Below are 22,345 nucleotides of genomic sequence, written 5' to 3'. Positions count from 1 at the left end.
GTTCTAGTCTCGGGCGCATGGCTCTGAATATCGCCGACCTCTTCGAGCACGCGGTCGATGCCGCGCCGGACAAGCCCGCACTGCAGGTGGGTGATCGCCAGGTGACCTTCGCCGAGCTGGAGGCCGAGTCGAACCGGCTGGCCCACTTCCTCGCCTCCCGCGGTGTCGGCGAGGGCGACCATGTCGGGCTGTACTCCAAGAACTCCGCCGAGCACGTCATCGGACTGCTCGCGATCTTCAAGATCCGTGCGGTGGCGATCAACATCAACTACCGCTACGTCGCCGGCGAGCTGGAGTACCTCATCGGCAACGCCGAGCTCGTCGGTCTCATCCACGACGAGGTGTACGCGCCACTGGTCGCGGAGGTGGCCCCGAAGTTCCCGAAGCTGGAGACGATCGTCGCCGTCCCGAACCCGATGGACGACATCAGTGAGGACGAGCTGACCCTGATCAAGGGGTACGGCGGCGTACTGCTCTCCGACGCCGTCGCCGGTCAGTCCGACGCCCGCGACTTCGGGCCCCGGAGCGGCGATGACGTCCACATCATCTACACCGGCGGCACGACCGGGTTCCCCAAGGGCGTGATGTGGCGCCACGAGGACTTCTGGCGGGTTCTCGGTGGGGGCATCGACTTCATGACGGGTGAGTACCTCGAGGAGTTCGACCAGGCCGAGAAAGCGAAGCAGCCCGGCCTCGTCACGCTGCCGCTGAGCCCGCTGATGCATGGCGGTGCTCAGGCCGCGCTGCTCATGCACCTCTTCGCCGGCACCATCACGATCCTCGAGCCGAAGTTCGACCCGGTGAAGACCTGGGAGATCATCGATCGCGAGGGCGTCCACATGCTCTTCATGACCGGTGACGCGATGGCCCGTCCGCTGATCGACGCCTATGAAGAAGGTGGCTTCAGTGGCCAGACCCTCTTCGCGATCGCGTCGAGCGCGGCGATCTTCTCCAAGCCGGTGAAGGAGCGCTGGATGAAGCACTTCCCCAACGCCGTCTTCACCGACTCCGTCGGTTCCACCGAGACCGGTTTCCAGGGCACGGGTCTCCAGGACGCCAGCGCGCTCTCGACCGATGGCCCTGTGGTCACGGCCGGCGCCCACACCGCCGTGCTCGATGACGACGGTCACACCATCGACATCCACGACCCCGCCAATGTCGGCAAGGTCGGCCGCACCGCCCGCAAGGGCCATGTGCCGATCGGTTACTACGGCGATCCGGAGAAGTCCGCCAGGACGTTCGTCGAGATCGACGGTGAGCGCTATGCCATCCCGGGTGACATGGCGCGGATCGAGGGCGAGGGGCGGCTCACGCTCCTCGGTCGCGGTTCCAACTGCATCAACACCGGTGGCGAGAAGGTCTTCCCGGAAGAGGTCGAGGCCGCGATCAAGTTCCACCCCGACGTCTACGACACCCTCGTCGTCGGCCTCCCGGACGAGAAGTACGGCCAGACGGTCGCTGCCGTCGTACAGCCGAAGGAGGGGGCGCTGATCGACCTCGAAGAGCTGCGCACCTTCCTCCGTGCGCACCTCTCGGGCTACAAGCTGCCGCGCTACCTCACGCTCGTCGACGAGATCCCGCGCAATGCCGCGGGCAAGGCGCAATATCCGCGGGCGAAGGAGATCGCCATGGCCTCGATGGGAGCGGGCGTCTGATGCGCACCGACATCTGCGAGCTCTTCGGGATCGACTACCCGATCTTCGCGTTCACGCCGTCCGAGCAGGTTGCGGCCGCCGTCTCCCGGATGGGCGGCCTCGGCGTCCTCGGTGCCGTCCGGTTCAACGACGCCTCCGAGCTCGACGAGACGCTGACGTGGCTGGACGACAACACCGACGGGAAGCCGTACGGCGTCGACGTCGTCATGCCGATGAAGATCCCGACCGAGGGGACGTCCACCGACCTGTCGTCGTACATCCCCGAGGAGCACCGGAAGTTCGTCGACGAGACCCTGCTCAAGCTCGGCGTCCCGCCGCTGCCCGAGGGCGAGGGGCGCGAGGGTGTCCTCGGCTGGCTGCACTCGACCGCGCGCTCACACGTCGACGTGGCGCTGCAGCACCGACCGGTCCTCATCGCGAACGCACTCGGCACGCCGCCACAGGACGTGATCGAGCTGGCCCACGAGCACGGCGTGAAGGTGGCCGCCCTCGCCGGCGCCGCGAAGCACGCCGCGTCCCACGTCGCCAACGGTGTCGACATCATCGTCGCCCAGGGGTACGAGGCTGGTGGTCACACGGGCGAGGTTGCGACCATGGTGCTCGTCCCCGACATCGTCGACGCGGTCGGACCCGGCGTGCCGGTACTCGCGGCCGGCGGCATCGGCTCGGGCCGTCAGCTCGCCGCGGCCCTGGCGCTGGGCGCGCAGGGTGCGTGGACGGGCTCGATCTGGCTCGGCACCGAGGAGTACCGCACCCTCAACAGCCACGCCGGCTGGGAGCCCGCCTTCACCCGCGCCACATCGTCTGACACGGTCCGGGCAAAGATCTACACCGGAAAGCCCGCCCGGCTGCTCAAGTCGAAGTGGACCGAAGCCTGGGCTGAGGAAGGCGCCCCGTCGCCGCTGCCGATGCCGCTGCAGAACCTGCTCGTCTCCGACGCCCACAACCGGATCAACGCAGCCGGCGCCCCCGACGTCGTCGCCATGCCGGTCGGTCAGATCGTCGGCCGGATGAACGAGGTCAAGCCGGTCGAGCAGGTCATGCGCGACCTGATCGCCGAGTACGAGGCGACGGTCAAGCGGCTCAACGCGCTCTGAGCCCGCCGGTTGGGGTGCGAGCGAAGCGAGCCTCGAGACCGAAACCTCTACGGCAATCCCACTACGCGTATTGGACCACCCTGTTGGACCAGGCAATTGGACCGCTAGAGGCCGCTGGATCCTGCTTCTGGTTGTGGACCAACAGGGTGGTCCAACAGGGTGGTCCAACAGGCGTAGTCGGGCGGGCAGCACAGCGCCTTGGTGTGGTGCCTCGGATCTGAAACCGGCCCTACCGGCCTGCCCTCAGCCGTGGCTCCGTCTCCGTGCCCTCGCGAGGAACCACTCCGTGCCCGCGGCGATGGCATCCCGAGTAGGGCGCGGCTGCCAGTGGAGGTCGGCGAGAGCGGAGGTGTTGTCGACGGGATCCATCACATGCATCAGGCGGGCACTGACGCGGGTGAGGCGCAGGTCCTTGCGGAGTACGGCGGCAGCGCCCTCGCCCGCTAGTCCGGCTGCAGCCATCACGGCTGGCGGAACGGCGAGACGCGGAGGAGCGACACCTCCGACTGCCGCCCCGATACCGAGCACCTCCTGCATCGACATCCGCGACTCGGAGATCGCGTAGCGCTCGCCGACCCGGCCGTGCTCGGCGGCAAGCACCATCGCGACGGCGGCGTCGTCGATCCCGACGACGTCGGAGCTGGCGCCCCTGACGTAGAAGGGCATCCGGCCAAGGGCGGCGGCGTAGACCAGGCCGCCGTGCGGCGTCGGCAGGTGGTCGCCGGGACCGTAGGTGTTGGCCACGCACATCGCCACCGCGGGCAGGCCCTCCCGATGTGCCCACTGCAGCACCAACGCCTCCGCCTGGAGCCGTGAGGCGACGTACGCACCGCCCTCCTCGCCCTTCCATGGATGCAGCGTCGCGATCGAGCTGGTGAAGACGAAGCGTCGTACGCCGGCGTCGAGCGCCGCCCGCATGACGCCCGGCAGAGCACCGACGTTGGTCGCGAACATCGGCGCAGGGTCCCGCAGCCACGGGCGCGCATCCACGACGCAGTGGTGGACGACGTCGCAGCCCTCCATCGCGGCACGGACGGAGTCGGGATCGTGGACGTCGCCGTAGCTGACGACGACGGCGCCCGTGTCGATGAGGTCGGCGAGCGCGCGCAGGTTGCTCGTCGGCCGGGCCAGCACCCGCACCCGCTCGCCGCGCCCGGCGAGCTCGCGTGCGACGTGGGAACCGAGGAAGCCGCTGGCTCCCAGGACGAGCTGCGTCACCAGACGAGGACGGGCTTGACGACCTTGCCGGCGAGTGCGTCTGCGACCGCGTCGTTGATCCGCTCCACGGGGTAGGTGGCGATCAGGTGCTGGACCTCGAACTGTCCCTGCTCGGTGAGCGAGATCAGGTGCGGCACCATCTGCAGCGGGTCGGAGTCACCCTCGATCGAGGCCATCACCTTCTTGCCACCTTGGAGCAGGTCGACGGCGTCGATCGTGTACGTCTCGGCGCCGAGGCCGAGCACCACCAGGGTGCCGCCGCCGGCGAGGGCGCGCTGCGCCTGAAGGACGACGTCGGGGATGGCGGTGGTGTCGATGGTGTACGTCGACCCCGACCCTCCCGTGAGCTCCTTGATCCGTGCGACGGGATCCTCGGCGGTCGGGTCGATGCCGACCGCGCCGTAGCGCGAGGCGAGCTCCAACCGCGCCGGGTTCGGGTCGACCGCGATGATCGTGCCCGCGCCGGCGGTCTGGGCCGCAGCAAGGGCAGCCAATCCCACCGCGCCGGCGCCGAAGACCGCGATCGAGTCCTCGGCGGTCGGCTTCAGGACGTTGAAGACGGTGCCGGCTCCGGTCTGGAAACCACAGCCGTAGGGCGCCAGCCTGGTCAGGTCGGCGGCGGGGTCGACGACGACGCAGTTGTCGGCGTAGGCGTAGCTGTACTGGGAGAGCGAGGACTGGCCGAAGAAGCTTCCGAAGACCGGCGACCCGTCGCGCGAGAAGGTCGTGGAGCCGTCCATCCGCATGCCCATGTAGTTGAGCATCAGCGTCGACTCGCACAGCCCGACCTCGCCGGAGCGACACTTGGCGCAGGTCCGGCAGGAGCGGAAGCTGAGCACGACATGGTCACCGGGCCTGATCCCCGTGACCTCCTCGCCGACGGCCTCCACGATGCCGGCGCCCTCGTGACCGAAGACGTTCGGGAACATCTCCGCGGGCAGGAAGCCCTTGAGTGTGATGTCGGTGTGGCAGATCCCGGTGGCCACCATCCTGACGAGGACCTCGTCGGCTCGGGGCTCGTCGAGCTCGATCTGCTGCAGTGTGAAGTCGGCGCCGGGGGAGTCGACGACGGCTGCGCGCGTCCTCATGCCGTCACCGCCAGGGTCGCGCCGATCTCCAGGGCTTGTGAGGTGGCGCCGCCGACGGCGAACTCCAGCCGCTTGGCGGCGGTGAAGTAGCGGTGCGCGGTGCCGTCGAGGTCGATGCCGTTGCCGCCGTGCACGTGGACGGTCGTGTGGGCCAGACGGTGGCCGGCGTCGGCGGCCCAGAGCTTGGCCGTCGCCACCTCGACGTCGGCCGGCAGTCCTTCGGAGAGTCGCCAGAGTGCCTGCCAGAGCGTCATCCGTTGGCCGAGCGTGTCGATGAAGCCGTCGGCCAGCCGCTGTGCGACTGCCTGGAAGGAGCCGATCGGCCGCCCGAACTGCTCCCGCTCCTTGGCGTAGCTCGAGGTGAGCGCGAGGGCGCCCTCGGTCACGCCGAGCTGCTCGGCGCAGGTGAGCACGTCGTGGACCTGCGTGAGCCGCTTGGCGGTGCTGCCGTCGGCGGACCCGATCAGGCGGTCGCCGGGGACGCGGGTGTCGGACAGGGTCAGTACGCCGGCACGGTCGCCGTCCATCAGCAGCTGTTCCGTCACCGTCACGCCGGGGTCGTCGTCGCAGACGAGGAAGACCCCCACGCCGGTGTCGGTCGAGGCGGTGACGAGCCAGCCGTGGGCGACCGTGCCCCCACGGACGACGGACTTGGTCCCGGTGAGCCCCCAGTCGTCCCCGTCTCGGGACGCCGTCACGTCGGGATGGGTCGGCGCGAGCTCGTGCTCCTCGCCCGTCGCCACCGCGACGATGGCCCGGCCGGCGACCGCCTCCGGCAGCACCGCGTCGAGCAACGACGCGGCGCCGCTCTCGGCGAGCACCGTGAGCGCGGCCACGTGGGGAGTGGCAGGCACAGGAGAGACGGCACGCCCGACCTCGGTGAGGACGCGACCCGCCTCGATCAGGCCGAGCCCGGCACCGCCGTACGACTCGGGCACGGTGAGCGAGACGAGCCCGGCCTCGGTGAGCTTCCCCCACAGGGCGGTGTCGAACCTCGCGCCGCCCTCCGCCGCGGCCACGTCGACCGCCTTGAGCCGCGCCGGCGTCACCTCGGCCGCCACGATCCTGGCGGCAAGCTCCGCCGCGTCGTCCGCCTCGGTGCTGAAGATGAAGTCCACTGGTACCTCTCCTCTCAGCGGCGGGTCGCCGCAGGCAGGCCGAGACCGACCATGCCGATGATGTCGCGCTGGATCTCGTTGGTGCCGCCGCCGAAGGTCATGACCAGCGACGAGCGGGCGTAGCGCTGGAGCCGCCCGGCGAGGACCGCGCCGGGACCGTCCGCGACCACAGCATGCGGGCCGACGATCTCCATCAGCGTCCGATAGACCTCCGTGTTGAGCTCGGAGCCGTAGACCTTCGTCGCCGACGCCTCGGCGGGGGAGAGGGTGTCGATCTCGCAGGCGAGCTTCCAGTTGATCAGGCTGAGCGCCTCGACCCTGGCGTGCGCCCGGCCGAGGAGCACCTGCACCCACTCGGCGTCGATCACCCGTGAGCCGTCAGCGCGCTTCGTCGAGGCCGCCCACTCGCGCACGAGGTTGAGCGAGTGCACCGTGGCGGCCGAGGAGGTCAGCGCGACCCGCTCGCGGTTGAGCTGGTTGGTGACGAGCCGCCAGCCGCCGCCGCGCTCGCCCACGAGGTTGGAGGTGGGCACCCGGACGTCGGAGTAGTACGTCGCCGACGTGCCGACGCCGGCGACGGTGTGCACCGGCGTGTAGGACACACCGGGTGCCTGCGCCGGCACGAGGATGAGCGAGATGCCCTTGTGACGCGGCGCGGCCTCCGAGTCCTCGGTGCGGCAGGCCAGCCAGATCCAGTCGGCGTACTGGATGAGCGAGGTCCACATCTTCTGGCCGTTGATCACCCACTGGTCCCCGTCCAGCACGGCGCCCGTCTGCAGCGATGCCAGGTCGGTGCCGGACGAGGGCTCCGAGTAGCCGACGGAGAAGTGCAGCTCGCCCTTGAGGATGCGGGGGAGGAAGTAGTCCTTCTGCTCATCCGTCCCGTACTGCATGATCGTCGGCCCGATGGTGTTGAGCGTCAGGTAGGGGATCGGGACCCCGTGGACCGCGGCGACGTCGGTGAAGATCAGCTGCTCCACCATGGAGCGGTCCTGGCCGCCGTACTCCTTCGGCCAGCCGATCCCCAGCCAGCCGTCCTCGCCAATCTGGCGGATCACGTCGCGATAGACACCCGCCTCGCCGAACTCGCCCGTGGCCGACGACAGCGAGGCCCGTCGCTCGGGCGTCACGAGCTCGGTGAAGTAGCCGTCGAGCTCGCGGCTAAGTTGCTCCTGGTCTGGTGTCAGCGCTACCCGCATGTGATAAAACTAGAACATGTTGCAGTTTGAGTCACGCAGTCTCGACAAGGGGACCACGCCGGAGCGTTATGCGCGCGGTTGGCACTGCATCGGGCTGCTCTCCGACTTCGCCGACGGCAAGCCCCACGCGGTGCCCGCGTTCGGCGGCAAGCTCGTCGTCTGGGCCGACTCGAAGGGCGAGGTCCACGTGCTCGACGGCTTCTGCCGGCACATGGGCGGCGACCTGACGCAGGGCACGGTCAAGGGCGACAACATCGCGTGTCCGTTCCACGACTGGCGCTGGGGTGGCGACGGGAAGTGCAAGGAGATTCCCTACGCGCGCCGGGTCCCGCTCCGGGCCCGCACGCAGCGCTACGAGACGGTCGTCCGCAACGGCCAGATCCTCTTCTGGCACGACCCCGAGGGGTCGGCCGCCGACCACGACATCCTGCCGCCGGAGCTGCCCGGCCTGGCCGACGGCGAGTACACGCCGTTCAACTGGAACGTCGTCGAGATCAACGGCTCCCACTGCCGCGAGCTCGTCGACAACGTCGTGGACATGGCGCACTTCTACTACGTGCACTTCGCCTTCCCGACCGACTTCCGCAACGTCTTCGAGGGCACCCAGGCCACGCAGTACATGAAGTCCGTCGGCCGGCCCGACAAGGCCGCCGAGCAGGGCGGGTACGCCGGCGAGGACCTCTTCCTCTCCTCGGAGGCGACCTACTACGGCCCGGCGTACATGATCAACTGGCTGGAGACCGACTACAAGGGCTTCAAGACCGAGGTCATCCTGATCAACTGCCACATCCCGACCGGCCCGACCTCCTTCTCGCTCCACTACGGGCTCTCGGTCCGCAAGCCGGAGGGGCTCGACGACGCCACGGCGGACTACATCGCGAAGAAGTACACCGACATGTTCGGCTCGGGCTTCCTCCAGGACGTCCACATCTGGGAGAACAAGGCCCCCGTGCAGAACCCGCTGCTCTGCGAGGAGGACGGACCCGTCTACCAGCTCCGCCGCTGGTACGAGCAGTTCTACGTCGACGTCGCCGACATCGAGCCCGACATGACCGCGCGCTTCGAGTTCGAGGTCGACACCACCAAGGCCAACGAGTACTGGCACGCCGAGGTCGCCGAGAACCTGAAGGCCAAGGCAGAGCTCGAGGGCACGGCTCACTGATGGTCTCCTTCGCCCCGACCAGCGCCGAGACGCTGGCCGACCGCGAGCGCTACACCGCCGCCGGACTCACGGAGGTCGCGTGCCTCGACTGCCTTGCCCGCGTCGGCGTGAGGAAGAACAGTGAGCACATGACCTCCATCCAGTGGACCGCTGAGGCCGAGGCACAGTGCCCGGATCTCACCCGACGCATTCCCGAGGGGCCGCGCCGGTCGATCCAGGGCGGTTGCCCGCGGATGGCCGCCTCCATCGAGGCTGCGGTCGCCGACGGCTCGCTGCCGGTCGGGCTCGGTGTCGACTGATGGCCGGGTCACAGGAGGAGTCCTTCCACCTCAAGGTCCTCGACGTCATCGAGGAGACCGACGACGCCCGCACGGTCGTGCTCGACCCGGGCGAGCACACGGAGCTGTTCCGGTATCGCGCCGGCCAGTTCATCACCGTCGCGATCCCGAGTGAGCGGACCGGGCTCGTCGCCCGGTGCTACTCCCTCTCCTCCTCGCCGCACCTCGAGGGGCCGCTCGCCATCACGGTCAAGCGCACGCTCGACGGTTATGCCTCGCAGTGGATCTGCAGCGAGCTCAAGCCCGGTGACAGCCTGCAGGTGCTGGTGCCGAGCGGCATCTTCACCCCGGCCGACCTCGACCAGGACCTGCTCCTCTTCGCCGGTGGTTCGGGCGTCACGCCGATCATCTCGATCGTGCGGAATGCGCTCGCCGAGGGCTCGGGGCGGATCGTCGTCTTCTACGCCAACCGGGACGAGCGCTCCGTGATCTTCGCGCGCGAGTGGGCCGAGCTGGCGGCGGAGAATCCCGAGCGCCTGCTGGTGATCCACTGGCTCGAGTCCGTCCAGGGACTGCCCACGCAGGAGCAGCTCAAGGCCTTCGCCAGCGCCTACACGACCTACGACGCCTTCGTCTGCGGCCCCGCGCCCTTCATGAAGGCGACGACGAACGCCCTCAAGGAGCTCGGCTTCCCCCGCGAGCGCCGCCACCAGGAGAAGTTCGTGTCTCTTGGAGGAAACCCCTTCGGCGAGATCCGGGAGACCGCCCCGCCAGATCCGGCTTCTGACCCCTCGACATCCGGCGCGGCGCCCGCCCACCTCGAGTACGAACTCGACGGCGAGAGCGGGACGTACGACGACTGGGAAGCCTCCACCACCCTGCTCTCCTTCCTCGAGTCCAAGGGCGTCAAGGCCCCCTACTCCTGCCGCGAGGGTGAGTGTTCCGCCTGCGCCTTCCGCCTCCTCAAGGGCGATGTCAAGATGCTCAAGAACGACGTGCTCGACGACGAGGACATCGCCGACGGCATCCGCCTCGGCTGCCAGTCGCTCCCGACCACCGACTCGGTGAAGATCACCTACAGCTGAGCGATGAGCTTCGACGTGCCCGGCGAGGCCTATGCGCAGTTCATGGGCCGCTACTCCGAGCCCCTCGCCGCGCCTTTCCTCGACGTCGCGGGCGAGACGGAGGGGCGAGCGGTCCTCGACGTCGGTTGCGGGCCGGGTGCCCTGAGCGCCCACCTCCTCGAGCATGCGCCGCCCTCGCGCCTCGCCGCGGTCGACCCGTCGGAGCAGTTCGTCGCGGCCGCGACTGCGCGCTGTCCGGGCGTCGAGGTGCGGCTCGGCGCCGCCGAGCATCTCCCGTACGCCGACGGCGAGTTCGACCTCGCCCTCGCTGAACTCGTCGTCCACTTCATGGCCGACCCGGTGGCCGGTCTGCGCGAGATGGGTCGCGTCTGCGTGCCCGGCGGCACCGTGGCCGCGTGCGTGTGGGACTGGAGGACCGGGGCGGTCGGGCCGTTCTGGGACGCCGTTCATGAGATCGACCCGGCGGCCGAGGCCGAGGAGAACTACGCCGGCGCTCGCGAGGGTCATCTGGCCGAGCTCTTCGCCGCTGCGGGGCTGAGCGACATCGTGTCGATGCCGATCTCCGTCACCGTCGAGCACTCGAGCTTCGACGACTGGTGGCAGCCCTACACCTTGGGCGTCGGGCCAGCGGGCGACTACGTCGCGGCCTTGGACCCCGTCGGCCGCCGACGGCTGGAGGACGTCGCCCGAGCGCGCTTCCCCGACGGACCGTTCACGCTCACGCTCAGCGCATGGGCCGCGCGCGGCACCGTCGGCTGATCAGAAGCCCCTCGACCAGACGAGCTCCTCGTGCAGCTTGTTGGAGCGCCAGCCGGTCGACGTACGCACGAAGTGGTGGTGGTAGAGGCCGCCCACTTCGACGACACGCTCACCACCGGCGCCGTCGCTGATGACCATCGGGTTGTGGAAGTACGCCGTCACCTGGGCCGAGTCGCCGGGCCAGCTGTCGAACTCGACGGCGATCTGGCCGAGCATGTGGAGCCGCTTCGCGGAGAAGGCGGGGAGGTTCTCGGCGAGCCACGGCTTGGCCTCGGCGATGCTGCCGACGATGCCGCCGGACTCCGAGTAGTCGATCGCGGCGTCGGGAGTGAAGACGGTGTCGAGCAGGTCCCAGTCGCCGCGGTCGACGGCGAGGGTGTAGCGGGTCAGTGCATCGACGATCTCGGCGCGGGCGTCGAGCTGGGTCATCGGGGCTCCTTGGTGATCAGCGTGGCTCGAGGATGAGGATCTTGATCTGTCGGTCGGTCGCCCACGCCTGGTAGGTGTCGAAGTCGGCGTACAGCTCCGTCATCCGCGGCCAGAGCTCGGCACGCTCCTCGGCGGTGGCGACGCGTGCTCGGACGGTCCGCCGGTCGCCGCCGATCTGGACGGTCGTGTCGGGCTGCGCCATGAGGTTGTGCACCCATTGCGGGTCGCCCGGCATACCGCCCTGCGAGGCGACGACGATCAGTCGATCGTCGTCCTCGAGATAGACGAGGGGTGCGGTGAAGCTCTTCCCGCTCTTCCGCCCGACATGGTCGAGCAGGAGGATCGGCACCGGCTTCTTCCAGCCCGACATGATCCGCCACGAGCCGCCCAGTCGCCCACGGGTGAGGCGGTAGATCGCGGTGTTCGCCATGGCGCCGTACTTGATCAGGCGCGTCGCCCAGGGAGAGTCGAGCCCGGGCGGGCGCTCCGTGGAGAGGGGCATGTGTGAACCCTTTCACATTTCTAGAACACGTTCTAGTGTGGCGGGCATGCGGTTCACGTACGCCGAGGCCATGACGCAGGCGGCCTATTACGTCCCCTTGGCCCAAGCAGCCGAGGCGGCCGGCTACACGTCGATGACGGTGGCCGACTCGATCCTCTATCCCGAGGAGTCGGACTCGACCTATCCCTACACCGAGACCGGTGACCGCGAGTTCCTGCAGGGCAAGGAGTTCATCGAGGCGACCGTGCTGTGCGCCCAGCTCTTCGCCGTCACCGCGACGCTCCGGCTCACGCCCTTCGTCGTCAAGCTGCCCGTCCGGCAGCCGGTGCTCTTCGCGAAGCAGGTGTCGTCCCTCGCGGTGATCAGCGACAACCGACTCGGCCTCGGTGTGGGACTGAGTCCGTGGCCCGACGACTTCCTCGCCCTCGGCGTGCCGTGGGAACGCCGCGGCAAGCGGATGGACGAGTGCATGGACATCCTGCGCGGCCTCACGTCGGGTGAGTTCTTCGGCTACTCCGGCGAGTTCTACGACTTCCCGCCGATCCAGCAGTGCCCGGCGCCGACCAAGCCGGTGCCGCTGCTCGTCGGCGGTCACTCCGACGCGGCGCTCAAGCGCGCCGTGCTCAAGGGCGACGGCTGGATGCACGCCGGCGGCGACGGTGAGGAGCTCGATCGCCTCCTGGCGCGGCTCGCCGAGATACGGAAGGCCGAGGGCGACACCCGAGACGACTTCGAGGTGCACGTGATCTCCTACGACGCCTACACGCCCGACGGCGTGAAGGCGTTGGAGGAGAAGGGCGTCACCGACTGCATCGTCGGCTTCCGCGTGCCCTACATCGTCGGCCCCGACACCGAGCCCCTCGAGACCAAGGTCAAGCACCTCAACAACTACGCCGAGCACGTGATCTCGAAGGTCGGATGATGAGCGAGGCGTTCGGCTACACAAAGCCGCTCCAGGACGCGATCGCCGAGGCCGAGGAGCTGATCGCCAACGCGCCCTTCATCCGCACCGAGGCGATGAGGCTCGAGGGCTACGACTACCTCGCCGGCCGCATCCGGATGGCGATGCAGAACGCCTTCGACTACGACCTCGAGCAGCCGCTCTTCGTCAACCCGACCCACCAGTTCTCCCGCCAGGGGCTCGACAACCCGGACGCGATCTACCTCAACGCCTATCTCCGTGAGGGCGTGGAGTACGTCGTCCGCGGCCGTCGCGGCACCAGTGCCGATCTGAGCTTCCAGGTGATGGGAGGCGCCTACTCCGCCGACAGCGTGGCGACGAGCTTCATGGCCTTCGACGACCGTGAGCTCTCTGTCGCGCAGGACGGCTCCTTCCAGCTCCGCTATGTCGCCGAGCCGGGCGCGAAGACGCTGATCGTGCGGGAGGTCTTCAACGACTGGGACACCGAGACCCGCGGGACCCTCACCATCGAGCGCCCCGACATGATCGGCCGGCCGCGCCGCCCCTATGCGCGCGAGACGCTGCAGAAGAAGTACGACGTCGCCGCCCGCACTCTGGTCTCGAGCATCCAGACGTGGTTCGCCTTCCCCCAGTTCTTCCAGTACAAGGAGCCGGTCAACACCCTCACGGTCCCGGCCTCCACGCCGGGTGGGCTCTCGAGCCAGTTCTCCTCGATCGGGCACTACGAGATCGCTGAGGACGAGGCGCTGATCGTCGAGGTGCCCCGCTGTGATGACGCTGCGTATCAGGGATTCCAGATCGGCTCGGACTGGTACGCCTCCACCGACTACGAGACCCACCAGACCTCGCTCACGAAGGCGCAGGCCGTCACCGATGCCGACGGTGTGATGCGGTTCGTCATCTCGGAGCGGCCCCCGCTCGACGGCCGACCGATCGCCAACTGGCTCGAGACCACCGGTCACCTGACCGGTTCGATCATGCTGCGCTGGCAGCACCTGACCCGCGACCTGACCGCCGTCGACGGACCGACGATCCGGCACGTGAAGCTCGCCGACGTCCCGGCTGAACTGCCTGACGCCGTACCTCTCTCGGACTCCGACTATGCCACCCGTATCGCCGCCCGACAGCGGGCCGTCGCCCGAAGGATGATCAGTTGATTCCATTGCTGCAGGACAAGGTCATCGTGCTCTCCGGCGTCGGCCCGGGGCTCGGGCGGGCACTGGGGGAGCAGGCCTCGCTCATGGGCGCCGACCTGGTGCTGGTGAGCCGCACCGAGAGCCGGCTGGAGAAGATGGCCGCGACGGTGCGCGAGCACGGGCGTCGCGCCCTCGTCGTGCCCACCGACATCCAGGACGAGGCCGCACGTGAGCGGCTCGTCGAGGCGGCGCTGGCGGAGTTCGGACGTGTCGACTGCCTGATTAACAACGCCTTCGGAATTCCGCCGATGGATCCCCTCACGACACTCAGCCTCGACTCCCTGCGCCTCGCCCAGGAGACGAACGTCTTCGCACCGCTGCGGCTCAGTGCACTCTTCGCCGACGCCCTCGCGGCTTCACAGGGCTCGATCCTGATGCTCAACTCGTGCGTCCTCTACTCGAGCCAGCCGGAGTACGCCGGCTACAAGCTCTCCAAGGGCGCGCTCGCACACCTCGCGAGCAGCCTCGCCACGGAGCTCGGCCCGCGGGGCATCCGGGTGAACTCCGTCGCGCCGTCCTACATCTACGAGGACGTCAACAAGGCCTACTTCGACTGGATCGCCAGCGAGACCGGCCGGACGCATGCGGAGGTCTACGCCGAGAAGGCCGCGCCGACCGACCTCAAGCGGCTCGCCACCCCCGACGAGGTCGCCCGCGCCGCGCTCTTCCTTGCCAGTGACCTCGCCAGCGCCGTGACCGGCACCGTCCTCAACGTCGACTGCGGAGAGTTCCATGACAACTGAGCGCCAACGCCCCGACGTCGGCACGTTCGAGGACATCCAGGCCGCCGCGATGCGGACCACCGGGCTCGACGACTTCGGCGACCCGGGCTACGAGGAGGGCTTCCGGATCCTCGTCGACGACCTGGCCTCGCCGGAGGCCGGCCTCACGCCGGTCGGCAACTACTTCCACCGCGCCCAGGTGAAGAGCGCTCTGGTCGGGCGCCTCATGACCCAGGCGCGCTTCGCGGAGTTCCCGCAGCACGCCGAGGTGCCGATCGAGCGCCCGATCTTCGTGACCGGCCTCCCGCGCACGGGTACGACGGCGCTGCACCGGCTTCTCTGCGCCGACCCCGCCCACCAGGGGCTCGAGGCCTGGCTGACCGAGTTCCCCCAGCCGCGCCCTCCGCGGGAGACGTGGGAGGCCGACCCGATCTTCAACGCCCTCCAGGCGGCGTACTCCCAGCACCACGTCGAGAACCCGGAGTTCATGGGCATCCACTACATGGATGCGACGAGCGTCGAGGAGTGCTGGCGGGTGCTGCGGCAGACCGGCAAGTCGATCGGTTTCGAGTCGCTGGCCAACGTTCCGCGCTACTCGGCGTGGCTCGCGGGTCAGGACTGGACCGACGCCTACGAGCGGCACCGGGCCAACCTGCAGCTGGTCGGCCTCAACGACCAGGACCGGCGCTGGGTGCTGAAGAACCCGAGTCACCTCGTCGCGCTGGACGCCCTCATGACGGTCTATCCCGATGCGCTCGTCGTGGTCTGCCACCGCGACCCCGTCACGTCGATCGCCTCGGCGTGCTCGCTGAGCGCCGAGGCCACGGCGGGCATGTCGACGACCTTCGTCGGCGAGACGATCGGCGTCACGCAGCTCGAGATGCTCGCGCGCTCGTGGCGCACCTTCACCGAACTGCGGCCGCGCTACGACCAGAGCCAGTTCGTCGACGTCGACTACCGCGCCTTCGTCTCAGATCCCATCGGCACCGTGGCCGGGATCTATGACGCCTTCGGCATCCAGTGGAGCGCCGAGGCGCAGGCTGCGGTCAAGGAGATCGACGCCGAATCCCGCACCGGGCGCGCCAAGCCGGCGCACCAGTACACGCTCTCCGACTACGGCCTCACCGAGGACGAGGTCCGTCAGGCCTTCTGAGCCGCGCCGGCGATCTTCAGCTGCTCGATCGGGTCGGTGATCTTGACCCTCGGACGACCGGCCGCGGTGCCGGCCGCAACCTCGGCGTTGTCGATGAGCTTCCAGCCGGAGTGGTCCACGACCGAGACGCCCCGCGAGGCGAGCAGGCTCTCGAACTCGCCGGCCCGCTCGGGCGTGGCGAGGCGCCCGGCGACGTAGTCGTCGAGGACGGCGCGGGCGGTCTCGGCGGCGCAGGATCGGTTGGTGCCGATCACGCCCGACGGTCCCCGCTTCGCCCAGCCCGACACGTAGGTGCCGGGGACGATGTTGTCGTCGGCCGGGTCGAGGATGCGGCCACCCTCGTGGTGGAAGGTGCCGCGCTCCTCGTCGAAGGGCACGCCGTCGACCGCGGTCGAGCGATACCCGGTCGCACGTACGACGAGTCCCGCCTCGATGACCTCGGACTCACCGCCCGACGTGGGCACGACCCGGAGTCCGGTCACGGCGGTGTCGCCGAGGATCGCCTCGGGCGTCAGGCCGAACCGCAGGACCAGCCGCTTCCGGTCGGGAGCCGACTCGGTGGCGGCAGCCTCCAGCAGCAGCGTCGCCTTCTCCTTGGCGGCGAAGGTGGCCGGGTTCCGCTCGTCGGGGTCGAGGAGCGCCTCGAGCCCCTCGACCTCGGAGGGCGAGACGACGACGTCGAAGTCGGGGTGCTCGATGAGGGCACGCAGCTCGGGCGAGGTGAAGGCCGCATCCGCGGGTCCTCGGCGTGCGACCACCACGACCTCCTCGACCGAGGAGCCGTCGAGGAGCTCGAGGGCCTCGGCGGTCACGTCCGACGCCTCCAGCGCCTCGCGGGAGGAGAGCAGGAGTCGGGCGACATCGAGGCCGACGTTGCCGTTGCCGATCACGACGGCCCGTGGGGACGACAGCCCGGGACCGAGCGAGGCGAGGTCCGGGTGGCCGGCGTACCAGCCCACGAGGTCAGCGGCGGCGACCGAACCCGGCAGCGTCTCACCGGCCAGACCGAGCGAGCGGCCCGCGGAGGCTCCGGTGGCGTAGACGACGGCGTGGAAGCAGGAGAGCAGCTCGGCGTGGGAGATGTCGGTACCGACGGAGACGCCGAAGGCGGTCCGGGTCCGGCGGTGCGCGGCGATCTTGTCGAAGGTGCCGGTCACACCCTTGGTGTCCAGGTGGTCGGGGGCCACCCCGAACCGCACCAGGCCGCCCGGCGTGAGGAGGCGGTCGACCACGGTCACCTCGGTCTCGGCGCGGCGGTTGCTGGACAGCTCGTCGGCGACGTACCACCCGGCGGGGCCCGACCCGATGACGGCCACCCGCAGCGGCTCGGTCTGCTCCGTGGCGCGCGGTCCGGCGGCCGGCGGGTAGCCCGGGGCGGGCGGGTCGCCGGTGAAGTCGAAGTAGTCGGCGTTGACGGCGAGGTACGACGCGAGGTGCGCAGGGACCTCGTGGCCGGGGTATACGGCGCCCGCGGGGCAGGCGTCCACGCATGAGCCGCAGTCGATGCACTCGTCGGGGTGGATGTAGAGCATCTCCGCCTCGGCGAAGCCGGGCTCGTCCGGCGTGGGGTGGATGCAGTCCACGGGACAGACCTCGACACAGGAGGCGTCATTGCAGCAGGATCGCGTGATGACGAACGTCATGCCACCCATCCTAACCGCCAAACTGAAACAGGTTCTATATTTCGGCTAGAGTGCGGACATGACGACCCCGGCCTACTTCACCCGCACGGGCGAGACCTTCACCCCCCTCCCCATCGCGGCGAGTCTGTGGAGCGCCGACCAGATGCATGGCGTCGCCGTCAGCGGGCTGCTCGCCAAGGGGATCGAGTCGGCCCTCGAGGGGCTCGGCCGCGAGGGGATGGTCCCGGCGCGCTACCGGATCGACCTCTTCCGGGCCGCCCGCATGCTTCCCACCCACATCGTCACCACGGTGGTGCGTGAGGGACCGCGGCTGGTGCTCATCGACGGCGAGGTACGCCAGGGCGACACGGTCGTGGCCCGCGGCAGCGCGACGTTCCTCGCGACGGGGGAGCAGCCCGCCGGCGTCGCCTGGGAGAGCACGGAGCGCTCCGCACCGCCGCCACTCGACCTCGTGCCGGTCAGCGACGAGATGCGCACGCCCTACTTCGAGAGCCTGAAGCCGTGGTCGACGGACTTCGCCGAGCACACGAACGGGGGCCGTCATGCGACGTGGCAGTCGCCGGTGCCCACGGTCGCCGGAGAGTCGATGAGCCCGTTCGTCATGGTGGCCGCGGTCGCCGACACGACGAGCATGATCACCAACTGGAGCGACGCCGGCATCGAGTGGATCAACGCCGACGTGTCCGTGGCGATCAGTCGCCTTCCCGTGAGCCTCGAGGTCGGCATCCGCGCGACGGACCACGTCTCCAGCGAGGGCATCGCCGCCGGCACGGCCGAGCTGTTCGACCGTGCCGGGACCTTCGGCACCTCCACCGTCACGGCGCTCGCGAACGCACGCCGCACTGTGAAGTTCGAGGAGCAGCCGCACCATGTCGCCGACGCCGGTTTCGGCGACGACGCGACTCAGAGCTCGATCGCCTGATCGGCCGCCTGCGCCAGCACCGGGTCGTGGGTCGCGCACAGGACGGTCCGGCCCGCGTGCGCCGCCTCCCTGAGTACGCCGGCCACCTGCTCGGCATGCGCCTCGTCCTGTGCCGAGGTCGGCTCGTCGAGCACCACGAGCGGCCGTCCTGAGTCCAGCGCCCGCGCGATCGCGAGCCGCTGTCGCTCACCTCCGGAGAGGTGGCGCGCCGGCCGACCGACGAGCCGGGCGAGGTCGAGGCCGTCGAGCCACGGATCGCGCTCGGGGGCTCCGCGGGCCGCACGGGCGAGCGCGAGGTTGCCGACCACGTCGAGGTTCTCGACCAGCGCCGCGTCCTTGAGCGAGGTTGCGACCCAGCGGTGCCGGAGCGCCGCGCGGCCCTGCCGGTCGAGCGTGGAGAGGTCGACGCCGGCGAGCAGGACCGATCCCTCCTCCGGATCGCAGAGTCCCAGGAGGACCGAGAGCAGCGTCGACTTGCCCGAGCCCGAGGGACCGCGGACCGCGGTCAGACCGGGGGAGGCGGGAGACAGGGAGAGGCCGTCGTGCACGCGACGTCCGCCGCGTTCCGTCACGATGCCCGTCGCGACGACCAGGTCGTCGGCGTACGGCTGGAGGAGGGGAGGAACCTCGACCGGAGCCGGGGGCGACGCGGCCGTCGCAGAGCCGGTCAGGCGGATGGACTCGCCGTCCCGCAGGGCGTCCCAGGTCGGCGCGAAGCCGTGCCGGAGTTCCTCGGGAAGTCTGATCCAGCCACGGTCGTCGGCGACCAGCTGCTCGGCCGACCCCGGTGTCCAGGACTCCGACAGCCGGCCGTCGCGGATCCGCACGACCCGGTCGGCGATCCGCGCCGCCTGCCGGTCGTGGGTGACGAGCAGCAGCGAGGCTCCGGTGGCCCGGGCTGCCTCGCGCAGCAGGTCGAGGACTGCGTCGGTCGCATCCTGGTCGAGCTCGCCGGTGGGCTCGTCGGCGAGCAGCACGGGCGGCCGGTGGGCGATGGCGGCAGCGACCGCCACCCGTTGCGCCTCCCCCGCCGACAGCCCGATCGGAGTTCGCGACGCGAGCGACTCGAGCCCGAGTGCGCCCAGCGCCTCATGGGCACGGGCGTGCGCCTCACCGCGCCGCATCCCGGTCAGCTGGAGCTGGAGGCCGACGTTGTCGAGCACGGTCAGCTCGGGGCGGAGCGTCCGTGCCGCGTGCTGGTCGACGATCCCGAGGGCCCGGCGCCGCACGACCGCATTCGGCTCCACGCCGGCGAGCTGCACCATGCCCGCGCTCACCGCGGCCTCCCCGGTCAGCACCCGCAGGAGGGTGGTCTTGCCCGACCCGTTCGGGCCGTGGACGACGACGATCTCACCCGGCGCGACCGACAGGGACAGGCCACGCAGTGCCGCCACGGTGCCTGCGCCGGGCAGGGGATAGAGGCAGAAGACGTCACGCAGCTCGATCATCGGAGGTCCACCTCCTGCGGCACCGGCCACCGCTCCCGCAGCATCCGGCCCGCGAGGACCGCCACCACCGCCAGCGCCAGGACGAGCCCGGCCAGTGCCGTGGCCCAGCCCCACCCGGCGACACCGTGCGGCGTCGGATGTACGTCGACACCCCAGGCTCCCGCCGCGATCGACCCGGCGGTCGTCCGCACCAGCAGCAGCCCTGCCACCAGCCCGATCGGCGCCGCGACCGCGACCACCGCGACCACCCGCAGCAGCAGAGCGCTGCGCAGGAGCCGCGGCGAGAGCCCGTCGGCCTCCCAGGCGAAGAGCTCACCGGCCGCGTCCCGGCGCTCACCGACGAGGAAGAGGACAAGCGCGACCAGCAACAGGGCCAGGGCGAGGGCCAGCAGCACCATCAGGAGGTCGATGGTGCCGGCGACGATCGGGTCGTATCGCTGTTGGTCGGCGACGGCGGCCTGGGACACGGTGGTCAGCCCCGGCGCCTCGGTGGCCTGCGTCGTCCAGAACTCCGTCACGTTCTGTCCGGGCGCCACGGCGTCGAGATGGGAGAGCAGTGCGTCCCGGTCGGCGACGATGAATCGCCCGACCACGCTGGGGAATCCCGGCAGCACGGCGACCACACGCCCGACGATCCCGCCGGCACTGCTGAGCCGCAGGCGACCGTCCTGGGCAAGCCGTGCGGTCGCGCGGTCGACGGCGATCGGCAGTGGGTCCGAGGTGGCGGCCGTGGGGACGAGCCGGGGGCCGCCGTCCAGGCGGTAGTCGACGACGCCTGCCGGGATGCCCAGACCGTTGTCTCCAACCGTCACCGACCCTGCGGGTGGTGCGACGTCCGCGGTCCCTTCGCCGGTCGCATGGAGGCGGTGCTGCTGATGGGCGGCGGTCTCGGCGATCTGCAGCTCGGTCACATGGAGACCCGGCCAACGGGGCGGCACCGTGCCCGTCAGCTCGTCCCCGCGACGTACGAGTGGGACGGAGAGCGGCCGGCCGTCGGAGCTGCGCAGCCACAGGCTGAACTCCACGTCGGGCGCCGCTCCGCTCACGGGCAGCGAGACCGCGCCACTGACGACGGGGGAGGACGCGAGATCGACCTGCAGCCGTCGGGACACCGTCGATGCCGACAGTGAGGAGCCGCTCGTCGCCTCCCACCGTGCCGCCCGCGTGAGGGCCGCCGGCGGGACGCCCAGCAAAGAGGCGGTCACGTGGATCCCGGGCGCGGGCGTCAGCGTCGCCTTCGTCCGGACCACGGGCAGCACGCCCGGGCCCGGCTCGACGAGGACGGAGGCGGTCGGGTGCGCGATGCTCGCCGACACGACCGAGGCGAGGGGAGAGGTCCACGCAGCCTGGTCGCGCGCGCTCGTGTCGATGGTCGCCCGGTATCCGCCGACGAAGGTCACGGCGGCGAGCGCCGCCGCCACGAGCGCTCCCGTGGCCACCGGCGCGAGCGCCGTGCGCCCGGCCAGTGCGATGCGTGCCGTCACCGGCAACCGCCAGCGCTCGAGTCCCGCCACCGCAGGCACGAGGCGGGCAGCCACGAGGCCGGCGACGAGGCAGGCGAGCGGTGGCACCAGCCAGCGCCCGTCACGCTCGCCCGAGGCGATCGCGGCGACGAGCCCGGCCACGGCGAGGAGCTCGAGTCCCGCCCGGATCCGCAACGCGACGGAGGCACGGAGGACGAGCGTCGCCTCGGCCAGCACGAGCGTCGCGATCGCGAAGGCCATCGCGGAACGGATGCCCGCAGCGGTCTGCGCGACCACTGCCGCCACACCGATCCCGACCACCGCCGCGGCCAGGGTCACGAGGCCGAGCGCGAGGGTGACGACGGCCAGCGACTGCGCCGGCCTCGCCCCTCGTCGCCGCAGCACCGCGGCCAGGGCATCGCCCTCGCGCCGCAACGCCGCGGCCGCGAGCACCACGAAACCTGCCAGCAGCGCCGCGAAGAGCGCGTCCAGCACGACGAAGCGCGAGCCCGCCTTCGCGCCTCGCGCGTCAGCGGCGCGCAGCGCGTCGGTCGGCGCCACCAGTTGGGACGGCTGCACGGCCTCGCCGACGCGTCCCACTGTCCGCACGTACGCTGGCACGCCCACGTCACGCACATGCGCGGCGTCGAGCGAGGTGACCTGGTCGACGTGCCGGGAGAAGCCGCTCAGCGAGGCCAGCCGCCCCATCGCAGTCACATCCGAGCCCAGCACGATCCGGTGATCGCCGGGATCGAACTCGCCACCGAGCAGCAGGGGGTCGGTGCGCTCGACCGATCCGGTGATGACGACGCCGAGATCGGCGAGCGCCTGCCGCACGGCCGGGGAGTCGCCATTGCCGAGCACGACGGCCTCACACCGGGTGGGGGTGCAGGACGACGGCCACGCCCCGGCCGTCAGCCGTGTCTGCGTCCGCAGCGCGTCGGCCGCCCCGAGGAAGAACTCCTCCCCGCGACTCGTCAGCTCTCGGAACGCCATCTGCCGCCGCACTGGGGCCGAGGTGAGCCGCGCGAGTTGGTGTGTCACGTCAGGAGCGTCCGACGAGGGCGAGGTCACCGCGATCATCCGGTCCGGCACCGCCAGCGACGCGGCCGCATGGGTGATCTCGTCGCGCCGTGCGTCCGCCGCCGAGCCCGCCGTCAGGACAGGGACCGCGACCACCAGCGCTACCCCGGCGGCGTACAGCAGCCACCGCCGAAGATGGTGCCTGACCTGCGCAAAGGCGAGGCGGACGAGAAATGACACGAGGGCCACCCTAGGGGCGGCCC

Annotated in this window: 20 protein-coding genes; 11 read left to right on the top strand and 9 right to left on the bottom strand. The window is 70.3% G+C overall.

Translation table 11 applies throughout. The features are described 5' to 3' along the window. The first annotated feature begins 17 nt into the window (after positions 1-17). Together LH076_RS08960 and LH076_RS08955 are read left to right on the top strand one after the other, a co-directional pair. A complete protein-coding gene (locus LH076_RS08960) occupies positions 18-1,655 on the top strand; it encodes an acyl-CoA synthetase (RefSeq protein ID WP_227780345.1) in 1,638 nt (545 codons plus the stop codon). Next, positions 1,655-2,752 carry an NAD(P)H-dependent flavin oxidoreductase gene (locus LH076_RS08955; RefSeq protein WP_227780344.1) on the top strand — a complete coding sequence of 366 codons (1,098 nt, stop codon included), beginning with the start codon at positions 1,655-1,657 and terminating at the stop codon, positions 2,750-2,752. Before LH076_RS08960 ends, LH076_RS08955 begins: the two co-directional genes overlap by 1 nt. Before the next feature lie 243 nt (positions 2,753-2,995). On the opposite strand, the gene LH076_RS08950 is transcribed toward LH076_RS08955, so the two are convergent. From LH076_RS08950 to LH076_RS08935, 4 genes are read right to left on the bottom strand one after another with little or no spacing between them, the layout of a single operon-like run. Continuing rightward, the gene (locus LH076_RS08950; RefSeq protein ID WP_227780343.1) at positions 2,996-3,970 is read right to left on the bottom strand and encodes an NAD-dependent epimerase/dehydratase family protein; all 975 of its coding nucleotides are present in this window, start codon (positions 3,968-3,970) and stop codon (positions 2,996-2,998) included. Then, positions 3,967-5,058, bottom strand: coding sequence for an NAD(P)-dependent alcohol dehydrogenase (locus tag LH076_RS08945; protein WP_227780342.1), 1,092 nt, complete (start codon positions 5,056-5,058; stop codon positions 3,967-3,969). Before LH076_RS08945 ends, LH076_RS08950 begins: the two co-directional genes overlap by 4 nt. Continuing rightward, the gene (locus LH076_RS08940; RefSeq protein WP_227780341.1) at positions 5,055-6,176 is read right to left on the bottom strand and encodes an acyl-CoA dehydrogenase family protein; all 1,122 of its coding nucleotides are present in this window, start codon (positions 6,174-6,176) and stop codon (positions 5,055-5,057) included. The genes LH076_RS08945 and LH076_RS08940 overlap by 4 nt, the downstream gene beginning before the upstream one ends. A 14-nt stretch (positions 6,177-6,190) precedes the next feature. After that, entirely contained in the window at positions 6,191-7,375 is a 1,185-nt protein-coding gene (locus tag LH076_RS08935) for an acyl-CoA dehydrogenase family protein (RefSeq protein ID WP_227780340.1), read from the bottom strand. A 16-nt stretch (positions 7,376-7,391) separates the two neighbouring features. On the opposite strand from LH076_RS08935, the gene LH076_RS08930 reads away from it, so the two are divergent. The 4 genes from LH076_RS08930 to LH076_RS08915 are packed head-to-tail and all read left to right on the top strand — an operon-like array spanning position 7,392 to position 10,659. Then, positions 7,392-8,537 (top strand): Rieske 2Fe-2S domain-containing protein, encoded by a 1,146-nt coding sequence (locus LH076_RS08930; RefSeq protein ID WP_227780339.1) that lies wholly within the window; start codon positions 7,392-7,394, stop codon positions 8,535-8,537. Next, the gene (locus tag LH076_RS08925; protein WP_227780338.1) at positions 8,537-8,836 is read left to right on the top strand and encodes a hypothetical protein; all 300 of its coding nucleotides are present in this window, start codon (positions 8,537-8,539) and stop codon (positions 8,834-8,836) included. The genes LH076_RS08930 and LH076_RS08925 overlap by 1 nt, the downstream gene beginning before the upstream one ends. Next, positions 8,836-9,900: a ferredoxin--NADP reductase gene (locus tag LH076_RS08920; RefSeq protein WP_227780337.1), complete on the top strand. Its 1,065-nt coding sequence runs from the start codon at positions 8,836-8,838 to the stop codon at positions 9,898-9,900. The genes LH076_RS08925 and LH076_RS08920 overlap by 1 nt, the downstream gene beginning before the upstream one ends. A gap of 3 nt (positions 9,901-9,903) precedes the next feature. Then, positions 9,904-10,659, top strand: coding sequence for a class I SAM-dependent methyltransferase (locus LH076_RS08915; RefSeq protein WP_227780336.1), 756 nt, complete (start codon positions 9,904-9,906; stop codon positions 10,657-10,659). Here the strand turns inward: LH076_RS08915 and LH076_RS08910 are convergent, their stop codons facing one another. Together LH076_RS08910 and LH076_RS08905 are read right to left on the bottom strand one after the other, a co-directional pair. Next, the gene (locus tag LH076_RS08910; RefSeq protein ID WP_227780335.1) at positions 10,660-11,088 is read right to left on the bottom strand and encodes a nuclear transport factor 2 family protein; all 429 of its coding nucleotides are present in this window, start codon (positions 11,086-11,088) and stop codon (positions 10,660-10,662) included. Between the two features lie 16 nt (positions 11,089-11,104). Further along, complete coding sequence (locus tag LH076_RS08905) at positions 11,105-11,590, bottom strand: nitroreductase family deazaflavin-dependent oxidoreductase (RefSeq protein WP_227780334.1); 486 nt, start codon at positions 11,588-11,590, stop codon at positions 11,105-11,107. 46 nt (positions 11,591-11,636) lie between these two features. Between LH076_RS08905 and LH076_RS08900 the strand changes: the two genes are divergently transcribed. The 4 genes from LH076_RS08900 to LH076_RS08885 are packed head-to-tail and all read left to right on the top strand — an operon-like array spanning position 11,637 to position 15,583. Beyond that, the gene (locus LH076_RS08900) at positions 11,637-12,512 is read left to right on the top strand and encodes a TIGR03619 family F420-dependent LLM class oxidoreductase (protein ID WP_227780333.1); all 876 of its coding nucleotides are present in this window, start codon (positions 11,637-11,639) and stop codon (positions 12,510-12,512) included. Continuing rightward, positions 12,512-13,669, top strand: coding sequence for a hypothetical protein (locus tag LH076_RS08895; RefSeq protein WP_227780332.1), 1,158 nt, complete (start codon positions 12,512-12,514; stop codon positions 13,667-13,669). The genes LH076_RS08900 and LH076_RS08895 overlap by 1 nt, the downstream gene beginning before the upstream one ends. Next, a complete protein-coding gene (locus LH076_RS08890) occupies positions 13,666-14,451 on the top strand; it encodes an SDR family oxidoreductase (protein ID WP_227780331.1) in 786 nt (261 codons plus the stop codon). Before LH076_RS08895 ends, LH076_RS08890 begins: the two co-directional genes overlap by 4 nt. Next, positions 14,441-15,583 carry a sulfotransferase family protein gene (locus LH076_RS08885; RefSeq protein ID WP_227780330.1) on the top strand — a complete coding sequence of 381 codons (1,143 nt, stop codon included), beginning with the start codon at positions 14,441-14,443 and terminating at the stop codon, positions 15,581-15,583. The genes LH076_RS08890 and LH076_RS08885 overlap by 11 nt, the downstream gene beginning before the upstream one ends. Here the strand turns inward: LH076_RS08885 and LH076_RS08880 are convergent. Beyond that, positions 15,571-17,226 carry an FAD-dependent oxidoreductase gene (locus tag LH076_RS08880; protein WP_227780329.1) on the bottom strand — a complete coding sequence of 552 codons (1,656 nt, stop codon included), beginning with the start codon at positions 17,224-17,226 and terminating at the stop codon, positions 15,571-15,573. The genes LH076_RS08885 and LH076_RS08880 overlap by 13 nt on opposite strands. 58 nt (positions 17,227-17,284) lie before the next feature. Between LH076_RS08880 and LH076_RS08875 the strand changes: the two genes are divergently transcribed. Further along, entirely contained in the window at positions 17,285-18,148 is an 864-nt protein-coding gene (locus LH076_RS08875) for an acyl-CoA thioesterase domain-containing protein (RefSeq protein ID WP_227780328.1), read from the top strand. Here LH076_RS08875 and LH076_RS08870 read toward each other — a convergent pair. Continuing rightward, entirely contained in the window at positions 18,130-19,596 is a 1,467-nt protein-coding gene (locus LH076_RS08870; protein ID WP_227780327.1) for an ABC transporter ATP-binding protein, read from the bottom strand. The genes LH076_RS08875 and LH076_RS08870 overlap by 19 nt on opposite strands. Then, positions 19,593-22,322, bottom strand: a complete 2,730-nt coding sequence (locus tag LH076_RS08865) for a hypothetical protein (RefSeq protein ID WP_227780326.1) — start codon at positions 22,320-22,322, stop codon at positions 19,593-19,595. Before LH076_RS08865 ends, LH076_RS08870 begins: the two co-directional genes overlap by 4 nt. Positions 22,323-22,345: the final 23 nt, after the last annotated feature.

The sequence above is a fragment of the Nocardioides sp. Kera G14 genome (assembly GCF_020715565.1).
Lineage (GTDB): Bacteria > Actinomycetota > Actinomycetes > Propionibacteriales > Nocardioidaceae > Nocardioides.
This window is presented reverse-complemented; position numbering and strand designations above follow the sequence as displayed.